We start from the raw sequence: 16,944 nt of genomic DNA, 5'->3' as shown, positions 1-16,944 counted from the left end.
GGCAACTCCAAGCTCGCTGCCGACAGCCTGCGCATGCTCTGGTCGCCGGCGATATTCGCCGGGGTGGGTGTCTTGCTAATTGCCAATGGGCTGCTGCGCTGTCTGTGGCTGCTGCTGAGGAGGTCGGTTTCGCAGGCTGCAGCGGCTCCGGAACGCCCGGCCGATGCCTACGAGCGGGCCTGCGCCGAACTTGGAGTCGAGCCAGGCAGTGCCTGGGCTGTGGTGCGCTCAGCCTGGCGCCGCAACCTGCCCAAGTGGCATCCAGATCAGGGCGGCGCGGTAGACGTTTGGCGGCGCAAACTGGCGGCCTACACCCTGCTCGAGGCCTGGAAGGAATTTGAGGAGCCGCCCTAGGCGCTATAGCCCTTTCTGGCTGGGATCGGGTAGGCGATCCGCCGGTGGCGCATCCGCCGCCACACCCGCACGAAGGCCCGGATCAGTAGTTCCAGTTCGGCCCGACTGATGCCGCTTTCGGCTAGCTGGTTGTCGTCCTGGCGGGCTTCGATGATCCGACGCACCATCTGGCGAGCCTCGCTTTCGCTAGTACCGGGCTGCAGGGAGCGCAGGGCTGCTTCGCAGCCATCGGCCAGCATCAAGATCGCCGTCTCCCGGCTGCGGGGCGTGGGCCCCCGATAGCGGAAGCTCTCCTCGGCAACGCCCGGCTCCCGCTCGCGGGCATGGTGCAGGAAGTAGCCCATCTTCAAGGTGCCCTGGTGCTCTGGGATGAAGTCGGCCAGGGGGCGCGGCAGCCGGTAGCGGCGGGCCAGCTTCAACCCCTCATCCACATGGGCCTGCAGGATGGCGGCGCTGGCGAAGGGGTCGTCAAGACTGTCGTGGGGGTTGGCGCCCTCGCCCTGGTTCTCGATAAACCATTGGGGGCCGTGCAGCTTGCCCACGTCGTGATAAAGGGCCCCTGTGCGCACCAGGTCGATGTCGGCCTGGATGGCCCGCGCCCCCTCCTCAGCTAGGCCCGCGATCATCAAGGTGTGCTCGAAGGTGCCGGGTGCTTCCACCGAGAGCCGCCGCAGCAGGGGCCTTTGCAGGTCGGCCAGCTCCATCAACCGCGCCCGCGTCACCAGGCCAAAGAAGGTTTCCACCAGCGGCGCCAGCAGCAGGCCCGCCATCAGCAGCCCGCCCAGCAGCAGGGCTTCGCTCACGAGGTCTACCTGGGCCACCGCTCCCGGCCCCTGCAGCCCCCATTGCAGTAGTAGCCACTGCAGCAGCAGCCCCGCGCCGGGCAGCAGCACCGCCAGTTGCAGTAGTTCGGCCCGGCTGCGCTGACGTCCTGCCGCCAGGGCAGCCACGCTGCCCACCGCTGCCGCCACCAGCAGCCTCACTCCCATCAGGGCCGTGATCGGCATCGGCCACAGGAAGCTGGCTGCCGCCAGCCAGGCCAAGCCGCAGGGGGTGCCCAGGCCTTGGGCCAGCAGCAGCGCCGGGGGCACCAGCAGCACTAGCGGACTCGCCAGGGGCCCCAGCCACAGCGCACAACCCTGCACCACCAGCAGGGCCCCCAGGGCCAGCAGCGCTTGCCGCGGCTCTAGGCAGGCCCGCCAGCGGCGCAGCACCAGCACCAGCACGCCAGCCATGGCAAGCGCTTCGAGGAAGTGACCAAGCCAGGCCAGGGGCCGAGGCCGCCGGTTCACCAGGCCGAAGTAATCGAGTACGTCAAAGGCCTGGGGGCTGATCGTGTCGCCCTGACGGGTGATCAGATCTCCCTGCTGCACCTTGATCGTGGGGATTCCCTGCTGGGTGATCAAGGCCTCTATGCGTCGCTGGCTCAGGCCTGGATCACTGCGCAGGTTGGAGTGGCCCTGCAGGGAGCTAGCCAAAAGCCGTGCCCCCAGCCCCCGCGGTAGGGATGCCAAGGGCTCGAGCTGCAGGGTGGCCGCTTGCAGCAGCTGGCCTTCTGCCACCCCAGCTGCCAGCCCCTGGCTGAGCATGCGCAGCTGGGCTTGGCGCACCTCCCGGCCCCAGGCCGTGAGCTGGGTGCCCCCTGCGCCCCGTAGCCAATCGCGCTCCTCGGTGGTGATTGCCACCGGTTCGATGCGCTGCTGGTCTGATTTGGCCTGCTGCTCCACCGCCTGCAGATCTTGCTCCAATTTCTGACGCAGCTGCCCGTTGGCCTGCTCATCCACCACCTGCACCGTGCTGCGAGGCACCAACTCCTGGCGCCGCTCCTCGAGGGCGTTGCTATCCACCACCATTGCCGCCTGCGGTGCCTTAGCGGTGAAGGGAGCCTCCATGCCGGGTCGCAGATTTGGCTCCACCAACCAGGGCCAACTCGATACCAGTGCTACAAGGGCGCACACCAGCAGCACTGACGCTGTATCACGATTGCGCCAAACCCCTGGAGAATGCCGCGGGCGCTCCAGCCGCAATAGCTGCCGCCACAGGGTTCGCAGCCGCCTTAACACCATTCCAAAACGCTAGCGGGCCCTAGGCCGGGCGGGATTGCAAGCTGGGGAGGCGTGCTTGCTTTCTGCACCATGGCCACCCGTATGGACGGTCGCCAGCTGGCCGGTGAGATCGAACTCCGGTTGCAGGCGACGATCGCTGAGCGACTGGCAGCCGTGGGACGTCCGCCTGGTTTGGCGGTGTTGCGGGTAGGCGACGACCCGGCCAGTGGCGTTTATGTAGCTAATAAGGAGAAGGCCTGCGCCCGGGTGGGCATCACCAGCCTCGGCGCCCACCTCGATGCTGGTTCCAGTGCGGCCGAAGTGCTGGCCGCGGTGCAGCAGCTCAACGCCGATACCGCCTGCGACGGCATCCTGCTGCAGCTGCCCCTGCCTGCCGGCCTCGATGAAGGCCCGCTGCTGCTGGCGATCGACCCTGAGAAGGATGCCGACGGCCTGCATACCCTCAACCTGGGCCGGCTGCTCAAGGGTGAGCCGGGGCCGCGTAGCTGCACCCCCGCTGGTGTGATGGCCCTGCTTGCCCGCCACGGCGTGGCCCTTTCCGGCCAGCGGGCGGTCGTGGTGGGCCGCAGCATCCTGGTGGGACAGCCGATGGCGCTGATGCTTCAAGCTGCCGATGCCACAGTGAGCGTGGCCCACTCCCGTACCACTGATCTTGCCGCCCTCAGCCGCCAGGCCGACGTGCTGGTGGTGGCCGCCGGCCGGCCCCGCATGATCGGCGCCGATCATGTCAAGCCTGGTGCCGTGGTGATTGATGTGGGCATCCACCGCACCGAGACCGGCCTGTGCGGCGACGTGCGCTTTGAGGAGGTGGAGCCCTTAGCCAGCGCCATCAGCCCCGTGCCCGGTGGCGTCGGCCCGATGACCGTCACCATGCTGCTGGTAAACACCGTGGTGGCCTGGTGCCGCCGTGCCGGTGTCGAGCACGGCCTGGGCGATCTGGTGCCCTGAGCGGGGATTGGATGGTCCCTGGGGTGATGAGGGTCAAGGGGGTGATGTTCTGCTGCTCTCCTTGTTTCAGTAAAAGTTGTACGGAATCAAGGAGATCATGCGCATGGAAGCCATTGCTCTCGGCCGCAACCTTCCGTGCTCTTGAGCCCCCTGCGCCACCCCGCCTGAGAGAATCCCGCTAGCACGGAGGCCTCTGGCCGAAGCTCCATGACCGCGGCGGACTCCAGCCCCTTTGACTTCGCCGCCTATCTGGAGGCGACCCGCCTGCGGGTAGAGGCGGCCCTTGATGGCTCCCTGGGGCCGGAGCGGCCCGAATCCCTGCGGGAGGCGATGCGTTACTCGCTGCTGGCTGGTGGCAAGCGGCTGCGGCCGATCCTCTGCCTGGCGGCCTGTGAGCTGGCAGGCGGCGACAGCGAACTGGCTATGCCCACGGCGGTGGCCCTCGAGATGGTGCACACCATGTCGCTGATCCACGACGATCTGCCGGCGATGGACAACGATGATCTGCGCCGCGGCCGCCCCACCAATCACAAGGTGTATGGCGAAGCCAACGCCATCCTGGCCGGCGATGCCCTGCTCACCCGCGCCTTTGAGATGGTGGCGCTGCGCAGCCCAGGCGTGGCGGCTGAGCGATTGCTGGCGGTGGTGGGCGAGCTATCCCTGGCTTCCGGCGCCCCCGGCCTGGTGGGCGGTCAGGTGGTGGATCTGGAGTGCGAGGCCAAATCCGTCGATCTCGACACCCTCGAATACATCCACCTGCACAAAACCGGCGCCCTGCTGCGGGCCTGTGTGCTCACCGGCGCCCTGATCGCCGGCGCCTCAGAAGACCTGCTGGCCGCCCTGCGCACCTACGCCCGCGGCATTGGTTTGGCCTTTCAGATCATCGACGACATCCTCGATGTCACCGCCAGCAGTGAGGTGCTTGGCAAAACCGCCGGCAAGGATCTCACCGCCGACAAAACCACCTACCCCAAGCTGCTGGGCTTAGAGGAATCGCGCCAGCGGGCTGATGCCCTGGTGGCCGAGGCCAAGGCCGCCCTGGCTTCCTGGCACGAGAGTGCCGCGCCCCTGCTTGCCCTGGCCGACTACATCACGAGCCGCGACCGATGAGTAACCCCATGTTGGTAGGCGTCTTCGACAACGGCGTGCTCTGGTGGGGCCTGGCTGCCTGTGGCGTTGCCCAGCTCTCCAAGCTGGTTATTGAGCTGGTGGTGCATCGCCGCTGGAATCCGCGGGTGCTGGTGGAAACCGGTGGCATGCCCTCGAGCCACTCGGCCCTGCTCACCGGCACCACCGCAGCCCTGGGTTGGATGCAGGGCTTTGAGGGGCCCTTGTTTGCCCTGGCGGCCGTGCTCTGTTTTGTAGTGCTCTACGACGCCTCCGGCGTGCGCCGCGCCGCTGGCCTCACCGCCGCCCGCGTCAATGAGATGGGACCGGACGCCAAGCCCCTCAAGGAAAATCTTGGCCACACCCGCCTGGAGGTGCTGATCGGCGCCCTGATCGGTCCGCTGGTGGCCTTGCCTGGTTTGGTGCTGGCTGGCTCGCCGCTGCATCTGGCCCAGGGCCTGGGCTGGTTCACTGCGGTTGGTTGACCCCGCCGCGGCCCTAACTGCCGACCAGCAGGCAGCCGCCGCCGCTTTTGCCGATTGGCTGGCGGCGCCCGCAGATGGCACGCCCTTTGTGCTCAGTGGCTACGCCGGCACCGGCAAAACCTTCCTCTCGATGCGCTTTCTGGCCCAGGTGGAGGCCACTGGCCTCTGCTGGACCGTGGTGGCCCCCACCCATAAAGCTGTGGGGGTGCTGCGCTCCTATCTGGCTGGGGCTGGCCTTTCGCCCACCTGGTTTCCTTCCACTATTCACCGCCTGCTGCGGCTGAAACTCAAGCGCCAGCGCGATATCGAGCGCTGCGAGGAAACCGAGCAAACCGCCGTCGCCCTCGAGCACCTGGGCCTGGTGCTGATCGATGAGGCCTCGATGGTGGACTCCACCCTGCTGGAGATCAGCTTGCGCTGCGCCCACCCTTTTCGCACCCGGCTGGTGTTTGTGGGCGATCCGGCCCAGTTGCCGCCGGTTGGTGAACCCGTGAGCCCGGTGTTCAGCCTGGGCCGGGCCAGCCGGGCCGAGCTGCGCCAGGTGGTGCGCCACCAGGGGCCGGTGCTGCGCCTGGCCTCGGGGTTGCGCCAGGGCGACCTGCCCTGCCGCCGGCCGCCGCCGTTGCCGCCGATCCGCAATGCCAGCGGCCAGGTGGCTCTGCTGGAGCGGCGTGAGTGGCTTGAGGCCGCCCAGGCCGCCCTGCGCCGCAGCGCCGAAACCGACAATCCCGACCTAGCCCGCATCCTCTGCTACACCAACCGCTCCCTCGAGCAGCTGGTGCCGATCGCCCGCCGCGCCCTGCACGGCGATATGGCCGACCAGCTGCCGGTGCTGCCAGGTGAGGTGCTGATCACCCGCGCCGCCGTGATGGCCCCCGCCTGCCGCGAGGGCGAGGATGCCGCCGAGGAGCCCGACATGCTGCTGGGCTCCAACCGGGAGCTGGTGGTGCGCGATGTCATCCCCGAACGCTGCGATCTGGCCGACTTCGGCGTGCCTGATGCGCCGGTGATCGATACCCTCACCGCCCGGGTGGAGGCCGGCGATAGCCAGCTGAGCCTGCGGCTACTGCCGCCCCTGGGCTCGGCGGCCCGGATCGCCCTCGAGGCTGTGTTGGCCCGCCTACGCCAACAGGCCAAGGACGCCGGCAAGCAGGACGGCAAGGGGCTGTGGCGCCGTTTTTTCCTGGTGCGAGATGCCTTTGCCTCCCTCGGTCCGGCCGCCGTTCTCACCGTGCATCGCAGCCAGGGCAGCACTTTTGCCGAGGTGTTTGTGGATGGCGATGTCTTCTGGCCCAGCGACACCGTGCTGCGCCGCCAGCTGGTGTACGTGGCCGTGAGCCGGGCCAGCCAGGCGGTCACGCTCCAGGCCGGCGCGCCAGGTGGTGGCCCCAGCGCCCTCGCCGACCAGCAGCTCTGGAGCGACTGGTTGCAGGCTGATTCCTGATCTCTGATCCCTTCCCTGATAGCTCTGGCTGCTTAGGCCAGCCGCAGGCCCTCGATGCCCTGCCAGCCCAGATAGATCGCCAGGGCCACGCTCACCAGGCCCACCAGCAGGTCGCCCTTGGCGAACAGCCACTGCTTGCCCCGCTCCAGCAGGGGCAGCATGCGCTCTGGGCCCGCCAGCAGCAGGGCCAGCAGCGGCAGCAGCAGCAGGCTGGCGCTCACCAGGCTGAATATCCCAGTGGCCAGCAGCTCCTGGCCGCGGCCGAGCCCCGCTGACAGCAGGCTGCTGGCGGACTTGGCAAACAGGAACAGATCGTCGGGGCTGGCCACCTGCAGGCCGGCACTGATGGCCAGCAGCAGCGGCAGGGGCAGGGCACAGAACTGATCGAGGCGGCGCGTCCAGCCCGGCGGCCCCGCACCCTCTTCATTTTTATTCAGCAGCTCCTTCACCCCCAGCCCCAGCAGGGCGCCGGCGGCCAGTAGGTCGAGGCCGGTGAGGTGGTCACTGCCCTTGTCCATGCTCAGCAGCAGGCTGTGGCCCACCGTGAGCAGCAGGGTTATGGCCAGGGCGGCGGTGACCAGCCAGGCAGCCACAAACAGCCCGCCCCGCTGCAGCGGCTTGGGGCCGAGCAGGAGCAGCAGCAGCAGGCCGATGTGCAGCGGCGAAAAGCCGATCGCCAAACCAAAAGCTGATAGCTCGCCGAGCAGGTTGGTACTCATGGTGCGGTCGTTATCTGGGCATTCCAGCGCACGACCGTGCGCCGTTCCCGCTCGTGGCCGAGCACCGACAGCGTGGCCGTATTTAGGTTGAACAGGGCCCCGCCTGCAGCCCCCAGCCCCAGCCAGGTGCCCGCCAGGCTGCGCAAGATATGGCCGTGGGCAACCAGGGCAACGGCGCCCAGCTCGGCCTGGGAGGCCACCAGGGATTGGGCTAAGGCGATCACCCGCCCGCAGCGCTGCTCCACTTCCAGGCAGCTTTCACCGTCTGGGCAGCCATGGCTCCATACGGTCCAGTCGGGCACCTGGGCGCGGATCTCGGCGGTGCTGATGCCCTCGTAGCGGCCGTAGTTCCACTCCTGCAGGTCGGGGCAGATCTGGGCGCCCTCCCCCAGGCCCGCCAGCTCGGCGGTGCGCCGGGCCCGTTGCAGAGGACTCACCAGCACCGCCGCAAAGCGCTGGCTCGCCAGCCCTGGCGCTAGGGCCCGGGCCTGCGCCTCACCCTCCGGCAGCAGGGGCAGGTCGGTGCGGCCGGTGTGGCGCCCGTCGCGGGCCCAGCTGGTCATCCCGTGGCGCAGCAGCCACAGTTCGAGCTGGGGAGGGGTGTTCAGCTGAGTCATTTCAGCGGCGCACTTCAAACCAGTCGGTGCCGGCGGCGGCCACCTGGCTGCTAGCCACGCTGTTCACAACCGCTTCAGCCGGGCCCTTCTCGCACCACAGCCGCAGCTCGGTGAGCTCCTGCGGGCAGCCCTCAGCTTCTATCTCTACCGAACCATCGGAGCAGTTGCGCACCCAGCCGCTCAGGCCAAGGTCCTGGGCCCGCAGCTTGCAGGCGGCCCGGTACCCCACCCCATGCACCTGGCCGCGCACGATCAAACGCCAGCGTTCTTGCTGGATTTGGGGCCGGGGATCGTGGGGCTGCACGAAGCGGCGCTCGTCGGCAGCGGCGCGGCGCGCGCGGCTGCGGCTGCCAGGCGTGAGGGAATCACCGGGCATCCAGCCCAGTGGAGGTGCAGCCAGCTGGCGTGCACGTTCGGCGCTGTCCATCCTTCGCTCCGGGCTGCGGTCCCCCAGCCATCAAGCTGCCACAGCCCGTCGCCGGCCGCCACAGATTTGTTGCAGTTGGGTAGGGACTCCAGTTGCCAGCGGTGAAATTCATGGCCGCAAAAGCTCTCACCGGGCCGCACCAGCAAGCCATTGGCCGTGGCGGTAGCCGTGCGATAACCCAGGCTCAGAGAGCCTTTGCGGGCCTTGAAGGGCAGCACGCCAGCCATCGGCTGCAGCTGCCCCTCGCCATCGGCCAGCTGCTCGCCCAGCAGCAGCAGGCCGCCGCATTCGGCCACCAGCGGCAGCCCCGCCGCCGCCGCCCGGGCCAGGTCGCCCAGGCTGCGCCGGCTCGCCGCCAGCTGGGCCGTGTGCAGCTCCGGGTAGCCCCCCGGCAGCAGCACCGCCCGGCAGCCCTCGGGTAGGGGCTCATCGGCCAAGGGGCTCCAGGCCCGCGGCTCCAGCCCCACCGCCTCAAGCAGCTCGCCGGCCTCCGGATAGCGGAAATGGAAGGCCGCATCGCTGGCGATCGCCACCGGCAGGGGCTGGGAGCTATGTCGCAGCTGGGGGCTCTGGCGTAAGTGGGGGCTCTGCCGCAGGCACCAGTGGATCGGATTTTCTGCCCCTGGCTCGGCTGCTGGTGGGGCCAGCAGGGGCAGCAGCTGCTCCATGTTCAGGTGGCGGGCGGCCAGCTCGGCCCACTGCTCCTGGCGCTGCTCAAGGTCTTGCAGCTCCCCCGGCGGCAGCAGGCCCAAGTGACGGGAGGGCAGCTCCAGGCTGGGGTGGTGCGGCAGCACCCCCAGCAGCGGCACCTCGATGCTGGCCAGCGCCTCTGCCAGCAGGGCGTGGTGGCGCTCGCTGCCCACCCGGTTGAGCACCACCCCGGCCAGCTGAACCGCTGGTGGGCCATGGTCGCGGAAGCCCCGCACCAGCGCCGCCAGGGAGCCCGCCTGCCGCGACGCTTCCACCACAAACACCACCGGCAGGCCGAGCTGGGCCGCCACCGCTGCCGAGCTGCCCTCACTGCTGGGGCCGCGGCCATCGAACAGGCCCATCACCCCCTCCACCAGCGCCAGGTCGGCCCGGCTGCCGTGCCAGCTAAAGCAGTGCTCCAGCCACTCGGACCCGCACAGCAGGGGATCGAGGTTGCGGCAGGTGTGGCCGCTCACCCGGCTGAGCAGCTGGGGATCGAGGTAGTCGGGGCCCACCTTGAAGGGCTGCAAACCCAGGCCCTGCGCCCGGGCCCAGGCCGCCAGGCACAGCGACAGCAGGGTCTTGCCGCTACCGCTGCTGGGCGCGGCGATCAGACATGCCATTCAGGGGAGCCGGGTTAGGGCAGCAGTTTGGCGGCGAGGGGGGCGGCGGCTGCCAGCAGGGGGTTGGTGGAGTCGTGGCCACCGGAGAGCAGGCGGGCCATCTCCATCTCCTCGCTCTCATTGGGCAGGGGCACCACCTCCTCAGCCAGTTCCATGCTCGCCATGCCGCCCGATTCGAGCCGCATGCAGCCGCCCGATTCGGAGCAGAGGATCACGCATAGCGGTGAGCCCTGGCTGCTTTGGCAGATCAGCCGCAGCCCCACCATGGCGCCGGGGTGGGTTTTGGGTACGCCCACTGGCACTGGCATCTGGCGGAAGCGCACGGTCTGGCCGTCGGTGCGCTCGAATTCGGCGCCGATGCCATCGCCCACCCCGTCGCCATCCACCGCATAGGTGGAGATCAGGTGCCAGCCCAGCCGGTCGGCCAGCCAGGCCGCCAACAGCAAACCCTTCACCGGGTTGCTGCCCTCCACGTCTAGGTCGAGCTGCACCACGTGGTTGAGGGCATCACGCCGGGAGGGCGGATCAAACACCATCGCCAGCGATTCGCGCCAGCTGCGCAGCCGCAGCCAGTTGAGGTCGTTGATCGGCTGGCCCGCATCGATCCGGTCCACCAGCAGGTCGAGGCAGCGGCGCGGATCCCCCAGCGACGAATCCACCACCAGGCGCCGGGCGCCGGTGGCTAGAGCCGCCATCACCTCAGGGGCCTCGTCGAGGCTGCTGTTCCACCACACCCAGCAGGGCAGGTCTGGGGCGATCAGGGGTTGGACCAGATCGAGGTTCTGGCGCAGGGCACCGGTGCCGCCCCTGAGCACCACCACGTCGCCGCAAGCGGAGCCGCCAGCGCCCTCCTCCGGCAGGGGGCAGTAGGCGGCCACCAGGGTTTCTAAGGGCTGGCCGCCGTCGAGGGTGGGGGCCAGGGTGATCAGTCGCCGGGGCATGTGGGCGCTGATCGCCCCTTCCACAAACTGGCCGCGCTGGTCTTCGGCGTGGTGATTGCCGCCAAGCTGGCCGAGTGCCCAGGCCAGCTTGGGATCCATCGGTGCCGTGCTCAGGGGCAAGCCACAGCTCACCGCCGCGGCGCGGGCCGCCTCCAGCACCGTTTCATTGAGTAGGCCCGTGATTGGTCCATCGAGCCGGCCGCAGCGCACCAGCTGCTGCTCCAGCCAGGAGCCCTCCCACACCACCAGGGTGAAGGTGGCGGCCCCGGGGGAGCTGCCCAATTCTCGATCCCAGAGGCGCTCCAGGTAGCCGGGCACCTGGTCGGGGGGTAGGGCGAGGGGGGCCTGGAGGGTGAGCTGGGTCGACATGGGGTCAGACTCGGGATGGGGTCAGGGCAAGAGAAATCAGGGGCGACGCCAGGCCAGGCCGTCTTCGGCCAGCAGGTTGTCGGCGGCGGCAGGACCCCAGGTGCGGGCCTCGTAGGGGTACACGGGCAGCTGGGAGGGGGCGTCCTCGATCAGTTCCAGCAGCGGCGTGTAGAGACGCCAGGCGGCCTCTACCTCGTCACTGCGGGTGTACAGGGTGGGGTCGCCCAGCATGGCGTCGGCCAGCAGGCGCACGTAGCCCTCGTCGCTGGGTTCACCGAAGCTGTTGTCGTAAGAGAAGGCCATATCCACCGGCCGGCTGCGCATGCCGGAGCCGGGGGCCTTCACCTCAAATTTGAATTCAGCGCCTTCATCTGGCTGGATGCGCAGGATCAGCTGGTTGGGGGTGGGGGCGCCGCCAGCGGCATCAAACAGGTGCACGGGCGCCTCGCGGAAGGTGAGCACCACCTCGGAGAGCCGCTTGGGTAGGCGCTTGCCGGTGCGCAGGTAGAAGGGCACGCCCTGCCAGCGCCAGTTGTTGATGAACAGCTTCATCGCCACGTAGGTCTCCGTGGTGCTTTCCGGGTTCACCCCCGGCTCATGGCGGTAGCCGGCGATTGGTCGGGTGCTGGATCCCCCTGGCCCGTACTGGCCCCGCACGCAACACTTCCAGGGCTCGTCTTCATTGGCTAGGCGCGCCGCTTGCAGCACCTTGGCCTTTTCGTTGCGCATCGACTCGGGGTCGAAGCGTCCCGGTGCCTCCATCGTCGTGAGGGCCAGCATCTGGGTGAGGTGGTTCTGCACCATGTCGCGCAGGGCGCCCGAGCTTTCGTAGTAGCCGGCCCGCTCCTCCACGCCCACGGTTTCGGCCGCCGTGATCTGCACGCTTGAGATGTAATTGCGGTTCCAGATCGGCTCAAAGATCGTGTTGGCGAAGCGCATCACCAGGATGTTCTGAACCGTCTCCTTGCCCAGGTAGTGGTCGATCCGGAATATCTGGTTTTCCTGGGCGCAGGTCTGCACCACCCGGTTGAGTTCCTGGGCGCTGCCGTAGTCGCGGCCGAAGGGCTTCTCGATCACCACCCGGCTGCGGCTCGGGTCGCTCAGCAGCCCGGCGGCGGCCAGGGAGCGGCAGCCACTGCCGTAAAAGTTGGGCGACACAGACAGGTAGAAGGTGCGGTTGCCGCGGGTGGCCCGCAGCCGGTCGATGCCCTCTAGCCGCTGGCCCAGCCGCACCACCGAAGGGGGATCCTCCAGATCCACCGGCTCATAGAAGAGCCCGGCGGCAAATTGCTCCCAGGCCACCCGGTGCTCAGCCACCTCTTGGGCCATGGCCTCGGCCATCTTGCCGCGGAATTCCTCATCGCTCCAGGGGCGGCGGGCGCAGCCCAGCACCGCAAATTCACTGGGCAGGCGGCGCTGGCGAAACAACTCAAACAGCGCCGGCACCAGCTTGCGATGGGTGAGGTCGCCACTGGCCCCAAAAATCACCAGGCATTGGGGCGGGATAACCCGCTCCTGGCGGAGTCCTACCCGCAGTGGATTGGTGAGCACAGCGCCCATGAGTGCCTGTCTGGTGCCCATGGTTTAACGGGCCTGGCGCCGTCGCCCACCGCTTGGCCCACTTTGTGATGGTTTCTGTGTGGGATTCGCCAAAAAAAAGCCCGCCTTGGGGGCGGGCAGGGGAAGCGGATTGGGCTCGAATTCAATAGGTTTCGACGTGCCAGCGGTCGGCTTTTTTGAGCTGGGGACGCAACTCGGCCCAGTTCAAACCCTTGGCAGTGGCGGCGGCGGTCATCGCCTCGTCGATGCCGGGCTCCATGCCCCGCAGACCGCACATGTAGACGTGAGTCTTGGGATTCTCGATCCAGGAGAAGATCTCCTCGGCGTTCTCACTGACGCGGTCTTGGATGTACATGCGGCCGCCGTTGGCGTTTTGCTGCTCGCGGCTGATCGCCTTGGTGTAGCGGAAGTTTTCGGGAAACTCGCTGACGTAGCGGTTGAAGTCGTCGTCGTAAAGGAGGTTGGGGGTGGTGGGCACGCCCATCAACAGCCAGGCCTTACCGCGGAAATGCCAGCCGTTTTTCTCTCGCTCGGAGGGCTCAAACATGCGGCGCAGGTAGGTGCGCATCGGCGCGATACCCGTGCCGGTGGCCAGCATGATCACGTTGGCTTCCTCGTCTTCAGGAAGCAGCATCTCCTTGCCCACCGGGCCGGTGATCTTCACCTTGGCGCCGGGTTCGATGTCGCAGAGGAAGGTGGAGCAGACGCCGTTGATCGTCTCGCCGTCCTTCTCGTATTGCAGCTGGCGCACGCACAGCGACACCGTGTTGCCCTCCAGGTTGTCGCCGTGGCGGGTGCTGGCGATTGAGTAAAGGCGCAGCTTGTTGGGCTTGCCGTTGGCATCGGTGCCGTCGGGAATGATGCCGATGCTCTGGCCTTCGACGTAGTGCAGCTGGGGGTCACCACCGGAGAGGTCGAAGGTGATGTGATTCACCCGGCCGATAGCCCCTTCCGCCAGCAGGCTGTAGTTGTCGGTCACCGTGCCGACGAACGGATCCTTCGGCTTGTAAAGGTTGACGGGAACGTCGGCGTGGGACACGGCAGCGGGTTTCGAAGGAGCGGCGTTTGCTTTGGGGGCGGGTGCTGGGCTGGCGCCATCGTCTGCGAGAACGGCGCTGATGCGACCGCCTGTCTGAGCGATTGATTGCATCAGGCCCTGGAGTTGGCCGAATGGCACGGTGAAGCGGCGCTCAGCCTGACGCTGGCTTCTCACTCCGAAGGCTTCCACCACGACGGTGAACATCCGGTTGTCGGACTGGTTGGCGCGACCGGTGGAAACACGCATGCAGACTCAGTCCCCTCAAAAACGCGCTGATCATAGGGAACACGGCCGCAGCGAATTCCAGGCAGACACCGCTAGGTTTGTGCCCCAGCACACTTACGCCGTGCGTCCTTGGCGCAGCTTCTTGCCCGATCAGGTCTGCCCGGCCAACTGGCTGAGCCGGATTTGTTGTCGAATGGGCCTGCGGATTTGACCAATTCCGCCCCAACCGCCATTTGCAGCCTCGACACCATCCAGCAGGAGATGGAGCGTCTGCCCCAGGGCACCAGGCGCCTGGCGGTGCAGTTGCGCCTACCGCTTGATCCCAGCTGGATCTGGTCCGTGCTCACCGATTACGCCAATCTCAACAGCTTTATTCCCAACCTGGCCTCCTCCCGCCAGCTTTGGCGCCGCGGCAATCGGGTGGGTTTGGAGCAGGTGGGCACCCAGCAGTTCTGTGGGCTGCGTTTCAGCGCCAAGGTGGAGCTCGAGATTGAGGAAGATATCGAGGCGGGCGAGCTGCGTTTTTGCATGTGCCGCGGTGATTTCCGCCGCTTTGAAGGCTGTTGGCAGATCGGCCGCACTGGGGAAACCACCCACCTGCTCTACGAGCTCACGGTGCAGGGCCGGCCCGGCATGCCGATTGGCTTGATCGAGCAACGTCTGCGCGAAGACCTGGCCAACAACTTGCGCGGAGTGCAGCGAGAGGCGGAACGCCGCGCCGCCCAATCCTGATTAAACAGGAGTTGTATTCCTGATTAAACAAGAGTTGAACTAAATAACCCTTCTCTTTTGCCCATTGGGCATTAAAGGAGCTGGATTTATGTATACCCCCAAGGGGATTCGAACCCCTGTCGCCTCCGTGAAAGGGAGGTGTCCTAGGCCTCTAGACGATGGGGGCGAGGCCACAACGCTGTAGGGCGTTGATGTATTGGAAGCTACGGGGCAGGGGGACCCTTCGTCAAGGAGAGCAGCGCTTCAGGCCTGTTATCAGTGGGGGGCGCCGCGACGATCAGGCCCCCTTGGCGTCAGGGCGGGTTGGACCTGGCCGCTCCAGACCGGCACGCTGACGTGGAAGCAGGCACCCTCGCCGGGCTCCGACACAACCCAGATGCGCCCCCCGTGCACCTCGGCGATGCGGCGGCACACCGATAGGCCCACGCCGTAGCCAGAGGTGGTGCCGGAGGTTTGGGGCAGGCGCACCCGATCCAGAAAAATCCGTTCCTGCTCCGCTTTGGGGATACCCGGCCCGGTGTCGCAAAAGCTCACCTGCACCCACTGGTCGGTGCGGTGCAGCAGGGTCAGGTGCACCCGGCCCCGGTCCGGGGTGAACTTGAGGGCGTTTTCCAGCAGGTTCAGCAATACCTGGCGCATGCGGCGCTGGTCGGCGAACACATCTGGCAGGTCGGCGGGGATGTCGGTGATCAGCTCTAGGTCGCGGCCAATCCAGAGTTTTTCCAGCTCCAGGATCGCCTCGGCGGCCACCTTGCCCAGCGCCAGGCGCTGGGGATTAAAGAGGGCCTCCCACCGGGTTGTACCCACCTCCAGCAGGTCCTTGGAGAGTTCCTGGATGTCGTCGAGGCGGCGGGTGAGTACGTCGCGGAAGCGGGTCTCGTCGATCTGGCCGAGGGTGTGGCTCTGGAGAGCGAGCTTGGCAGCCGTCAGCGGCGTGCGCAGCTCATGGGCCACCATCCGCAGCAGGCGCTCCTGCACCCCAAGGCGCTCGGTCAGGGTTTCGTTTTCCTGGCGCAGCACCAGCAGCTGGTCTTCCAACTGCAGCTCGCGCTTGGTGCGGCTGCCATCAATTTCAGCGGGCCGCAGGCTCATGCCCAGGCTCGTAACCACCTCCATCTGCTGCCAGCGCGGCAGCCAGCTGCGCAGCTTCTGGGTGATGGCATTGCCGGCGATCACCTGCTTGGGCAGGGGGTCGAGCTTCACCAGGGCCGGGGTGGCCACCAGCCGGTGCAGCTCCAGCAGCTGGGGTTGGTGGCCCGGATCGGCGATCTCCAGGCTCACCTTGAAAGCGCACTCCTCGCTTTTGAGGAACTGGATCAGGTTGCGTAGGTCCTGGCTGGCCAGGTGGTAGCTGGTGGCGACAAGCAGCAGCTTCAGTTCGGGGCGTTCGGTCGCTCCGTCGTTGGCGACCTGGGCGGCCGTGGTGGGGTGATCGGCGCTCACGTGGCCAACCCTATGGGGAATTGGCCAGAGCAGCTCGATTTCGCTATGACTAAATAAACCAATGCCGTGCGCCCTAGGGCCGGGATGTCATGAGCATGCCTTCAAATTCCAGTCCAGTGGCGCCGCGCCCCAGGATTCAGCTCGACAGCAATACAAGGCGCTGGTTTGCCCGCAACCTGGGCCTGTGGCGCTCGCGCCGGCTGTATTTATTTGAGGATGGGGAGGCGCTGCGGCTCGACATGATGCTGCGGGTGGAGATATTCAGTGAGCCGGTGGAGGGTGATGCTGCCTATCGCTTCACTTGGTGGCCCGAGCAGGAGTTTGGCTTCTTCGAGAAAAAGCCCAGCTACGTGCCCACTGGCACCATGGAGGCCAATCTCTGCGGTCACCAGCTCAGCCGCAGCTCCGGCTACTTGAGCGGCGCTCCCACCAAAAGTCAGATCCGCCAGGTGGATGAGCACGAGCTGATTTTTGAATCCCACTATCAGGAGTGGGACATCCTTGAGCACACTCGCCTGGTCGACCAAGACCGCTACCGCTCCCGTTCGATCTACTCCTGGAAGAACGGCGCCCTGGATGTGGCCGAAACCCACCACGAGATCAGAGTTGAAGAAGCGGGGGCGCCCATCCCGCACGACGCCCTGCCTTGATGCAGCAGCATGCAGTCAGCAATTTTTCTTTTCCGGTGTTCCTGATGCCCCGTAGTTTTCTGGCTCCCCTGCTGGTGCTTCCCCTGCTGCTGGTCCCGGCAGCAGCCCTGGCAGCTCCAGCCACTGAGGCGGAAATGAACCTCTACACCCGGATTGCAGCCGTAAACGTTTGCATTGCCCGGGGGGCAGGGGTGCCCTTCGATAAAGCGGTGGGCATTGCTGGCGAAACCATCGCCCAGCTGATTCAGGGCCAGCACGATGGCGTGATCAGCCAGGTGGGAGCTAAGCCGCTCAGCATCGACGACCTGCGCAAGGGATCAATCAACTCGGCTGTCCTCGGTGCCGCTGAGATCTGCCCCAAGGAGGTGCCAGCAGATGTGATGGCAAAGGTGCAGGACGCCATCAAGCAGTCGCCCGATGCCAAGCCAGCAGTGAAGCCCGCTACTCCTAAGCCCGCCACCCCTAAGCCCGCTACTCCTAAGCCCAATACCACTAAGTAATTCCC

17 protein-coding genes and 1 tRNA gene are annotated in these 16,944 nt (G+C 67.0%); 8 read left to right on the top strand and 10 right to left on the bottom strand.

Going from position 1 to position 16,944, the window contains the following annotated elements:
• The coding region (locus KBY74_RS01715; RefSeq protein WP_254941217.1) for a hypothetical protein at positions 1-354 on the top strand (354 nt) is incomplete at its 5' end.
• Here the strand turns inward: KBY74_RS01715 and KBY74_RS01710 are convergent.
• Complete coding sequence (locus tag KBY74_RS01710) at positions 351-2,420, bottom strand: HDIG domain-containing metalloprotein (protein ID WP_254941216.1); 2,070 nt, start codon at positions 2,418-2,420, stop codon at positions 351-353. The genes KBY74_RS01715 and KBY74_RS01710 overlap by 4 nt on opposite strands.
• A 69-nt stretch (positions 2,421-2,489) precedes the next feature.
• Between KBY74_RS01710 and folD the strand changes: the two genes are divergently transcribed.
• The 4 genes from folD to KBY74_RS01690 all read left to right on the top strand — a co-directional run bounded on the left by folD (position 2,490) and on the right by KBY74_RS01690 (position 6,404).
• Complete coding sequence (gene folD / locus KBY74_RS01705) at positions 2,490-3,368, top strand: bifunctional methylenetetrahydrofolate dehydrogenase/methenyltetrahydrofolate cyclohydrolase FolD (RefSeq protein ID WP_254941215.1); 879 nt, start codon at positions 2,490-2,492, stop codon at positions 3,366-3,368.
• A 207-nt stretch (positions 3,369-3,575) separates the two neighbouring features.
• Positions 3,576-4,478 (top strand): geranylgeranyl diphosphate synthase CrtE, encoded by a 903-nt coding sequence (crtE, locus tag KBY74_RS01700; protein ID WP_254941214.1) that lies wholly within the window; start codon positions 3,576-3,578, stop codon positions 4,476-4,478.
• Positions 4,475-4,960 (top strand): divergent PAP2 family protein, encoded by a 486-nt coding sequence (locus tag KBY74_RS01695; RefSeq protein WP_254941213.1) that lies wholly within the window; start codon positions 4,475-4,477, stop codon positions 4,958-4,960. The genes crtE and KBY74_RS01695 overlap by 4 nt, the downstream gene beginning before the upstream one ends.
• Positions 4,953-6,404 (top strand): ATP-dependent RecD-like DNA helicase, encoded by a 1,452-nt coding sequence (locus KBY74_RS01690; protein ID WP_254941212.1) that lies wholly within the window; start codon positions 4,953-4,955, stop codon positions 6,402-6,404. Before KBY74_RS01695 ends, KBY74_RS01690 begins: the two co-directional genes overlap by 8 nt.
• 32 nt (positions 6,405-6,436) lie before the next feature.
• Here KBY74_RS01690 and KBY74_RS01685 read toward each other — a convergent pair whose 3' ends face one another.
• The 7 genes from KBY74_RS01685 to KBY74_RS01655 form a co-directional block, all read right to left on the bottom strand.
• Positions 6,437-7,123 (bottom strand): GAP family protein, encoded by a 687-nt coding sequence (locus tag KBY74_RS01685; protein ID WP_254941211.1) that lies wholly within the window; start codon positions 7,121-7,123, stop codon positions 6,437-6,439.
• Complete coding sequence (locus tag KBY74_RS01680; protein ID WP_254941210.1) at positions 7,120-7,740, bottom strand: histidine phosphatase family protein; 621 nt, start codon at positions 7,738-7,740, stop codon at positions 7,120-7,122. Before KBY74_RS01680 ends, KBY74_RS01685 begins: the two co-directional genes overlap by 4 nt.
• A gap of 1 nt (position 7,741) precedes the next feature.
• Entirely contained in the window at positions 7,742-7,996 is a 255-nt protein-coding gene (locus tag KBY74_RS01675; protein ID WP_254941209.1) for an acylphosphatase, read from the bottom strand.
• Positions 7,993-9,480 (bottom strand): cobyrinate a,c-diamide synthase, encoded by a 1,488-nt coding sequence (locus KBY74_RS01670; protein ID WP_254941208.1) that lies wholly within the window; start codon positions 9,478-9,480, stop codon positions 7,993-7,995. The genes KBY74_RS01675 and KBY74_RS01670 overlap by 4 nt, the downstream gene beginning before the upstream one ends.
• A 14-nt stretch (positions 9,481-9,494) precedes the next feature.
• Positions 9,495-10,790 (bottom strand): glucose-6-phosphate dehydrogenase assembly protein OpcA, encoded by a 1,296-nt coding sequence (locus KBY74_RS01665; protein ID WP_254941207.1) that lies wholly within the window; start codon positions 10,788-10,790, stop codon positions 9,495-9,497.
• A gap of 36 nt (positions 10,791-10,826) precedes the next feature.
• Positions 10,827-12,350, bottom strand: coding sequence for a glucose-6-phosphate dehydrogenase (zwf, locus tag KBY74_RS01660; protein ID WP_254941221.1), 1,524 nt, complete (start codon positions 12,348-12,350; stop codon positions 10,827-10,829).
• A gap of 142 nt (positions 12,351-12,492) precedes the next feature.
• On the bottom strand, positions 12,493-13,635 hold the full coding sequence (locus KBY74_RS01655; protein ID WP_254929628.1) for an FAD-binding oxidoreductase: 1,143 nt from the start codon (positions 13,633-13,635) through the stop codon (positions 12,493-12,495).
• A 240-nt stretch (positions 13,636-13,875) separates the two neighbouring features.
• Here KBY74_RS01655 and KBY74_RS01650 point away from each other — a divergent pair, with 240 nt between their 5' ends.
• Complete coding sequence (locus KBY74_RS01650; RefSeq protein ID WP_254929629.1) at positions 13,876-14,346, top strand: SRPBCC family protein; 471 nt, start codon at positions 13,876-13,878, stop codon at positions 14,344-14,346.
• Between the two features lie 93 nt (positions 14,347-14,439).
• On the opposite strand, the gene KBY74_RS01645 is transcribed toward KBY74_RS01650, so the two are convergent.
• Both KBY74_RS01645 and KBY74_RS01640 read right to left on the bottom strand, forming a co-directional pair.
• Positions 14,440-14,512: transfer RNA gene (locus tag KBY74_RS01645), tRNA-Glu, on the bottom strand.
• Positions 14,513-14,601: 89 nt separating this feature from the next.
• Positions 14,602-15,789 carry a histidine kinase gene (locus KBY74_RS01640; protein WP_254941206.1) on the bottom strand — a complete coding sequence of 396 codons (1,188 nt, stop codon included), beginning with the start codon at positions 15,787-15,789 and terminating at the stop codon, positions 14,602-14,604.
• Positions 15,790-15,878: 89 nt separating this feature from the next.
• Here KBY74_RS01640 and KBY74_RS01635 point away from each other — a divergent pair, with 89 nt between their 5' ends.
• Both KBY74_RS01635 and KBY74_RS01630 read left to right on the top strand, forming a co-directional pair.
• Complete coding sequence (locus KBY74_RS01635) at positions 15,879-16,439, top strand: hypothetical protein (protein WP_254929626.1); 561 nt, start codon at positions 15,879-15,881, stop codon at positions 16,437-16,439.
• On the top strand, positions 16,439-16,939 hold the full coding sequence (locus tag KBY74_RS01630; protein WP_254941205.1) for a cAMP phosphodiesterase: 501 nt from the start codon (positions 16,439-16,441) through the stop codon (positions 16,937-16,939). Before KBY74_RS01635 ends, KBY74_RS01630 begins: the two co-directional genes overlap by 1 nt.
• The last annotated feature ends 5 nt before the right edge of the window (positions 16,940-16,944 follow it).

The organism is Cyanobium sp. A1C-AMD (assembly GCF_024346495.1).
Lineage (GTDB): Bacteria > Cyanobacteriota > Cyanobacteriia > PCC-6307 > Cyanobiaceae > Cyanobium_A > Cyanobium_A usitatum.
This window is presented reverse-complemented; position numbering and strand designations above follow the sequence as displayed.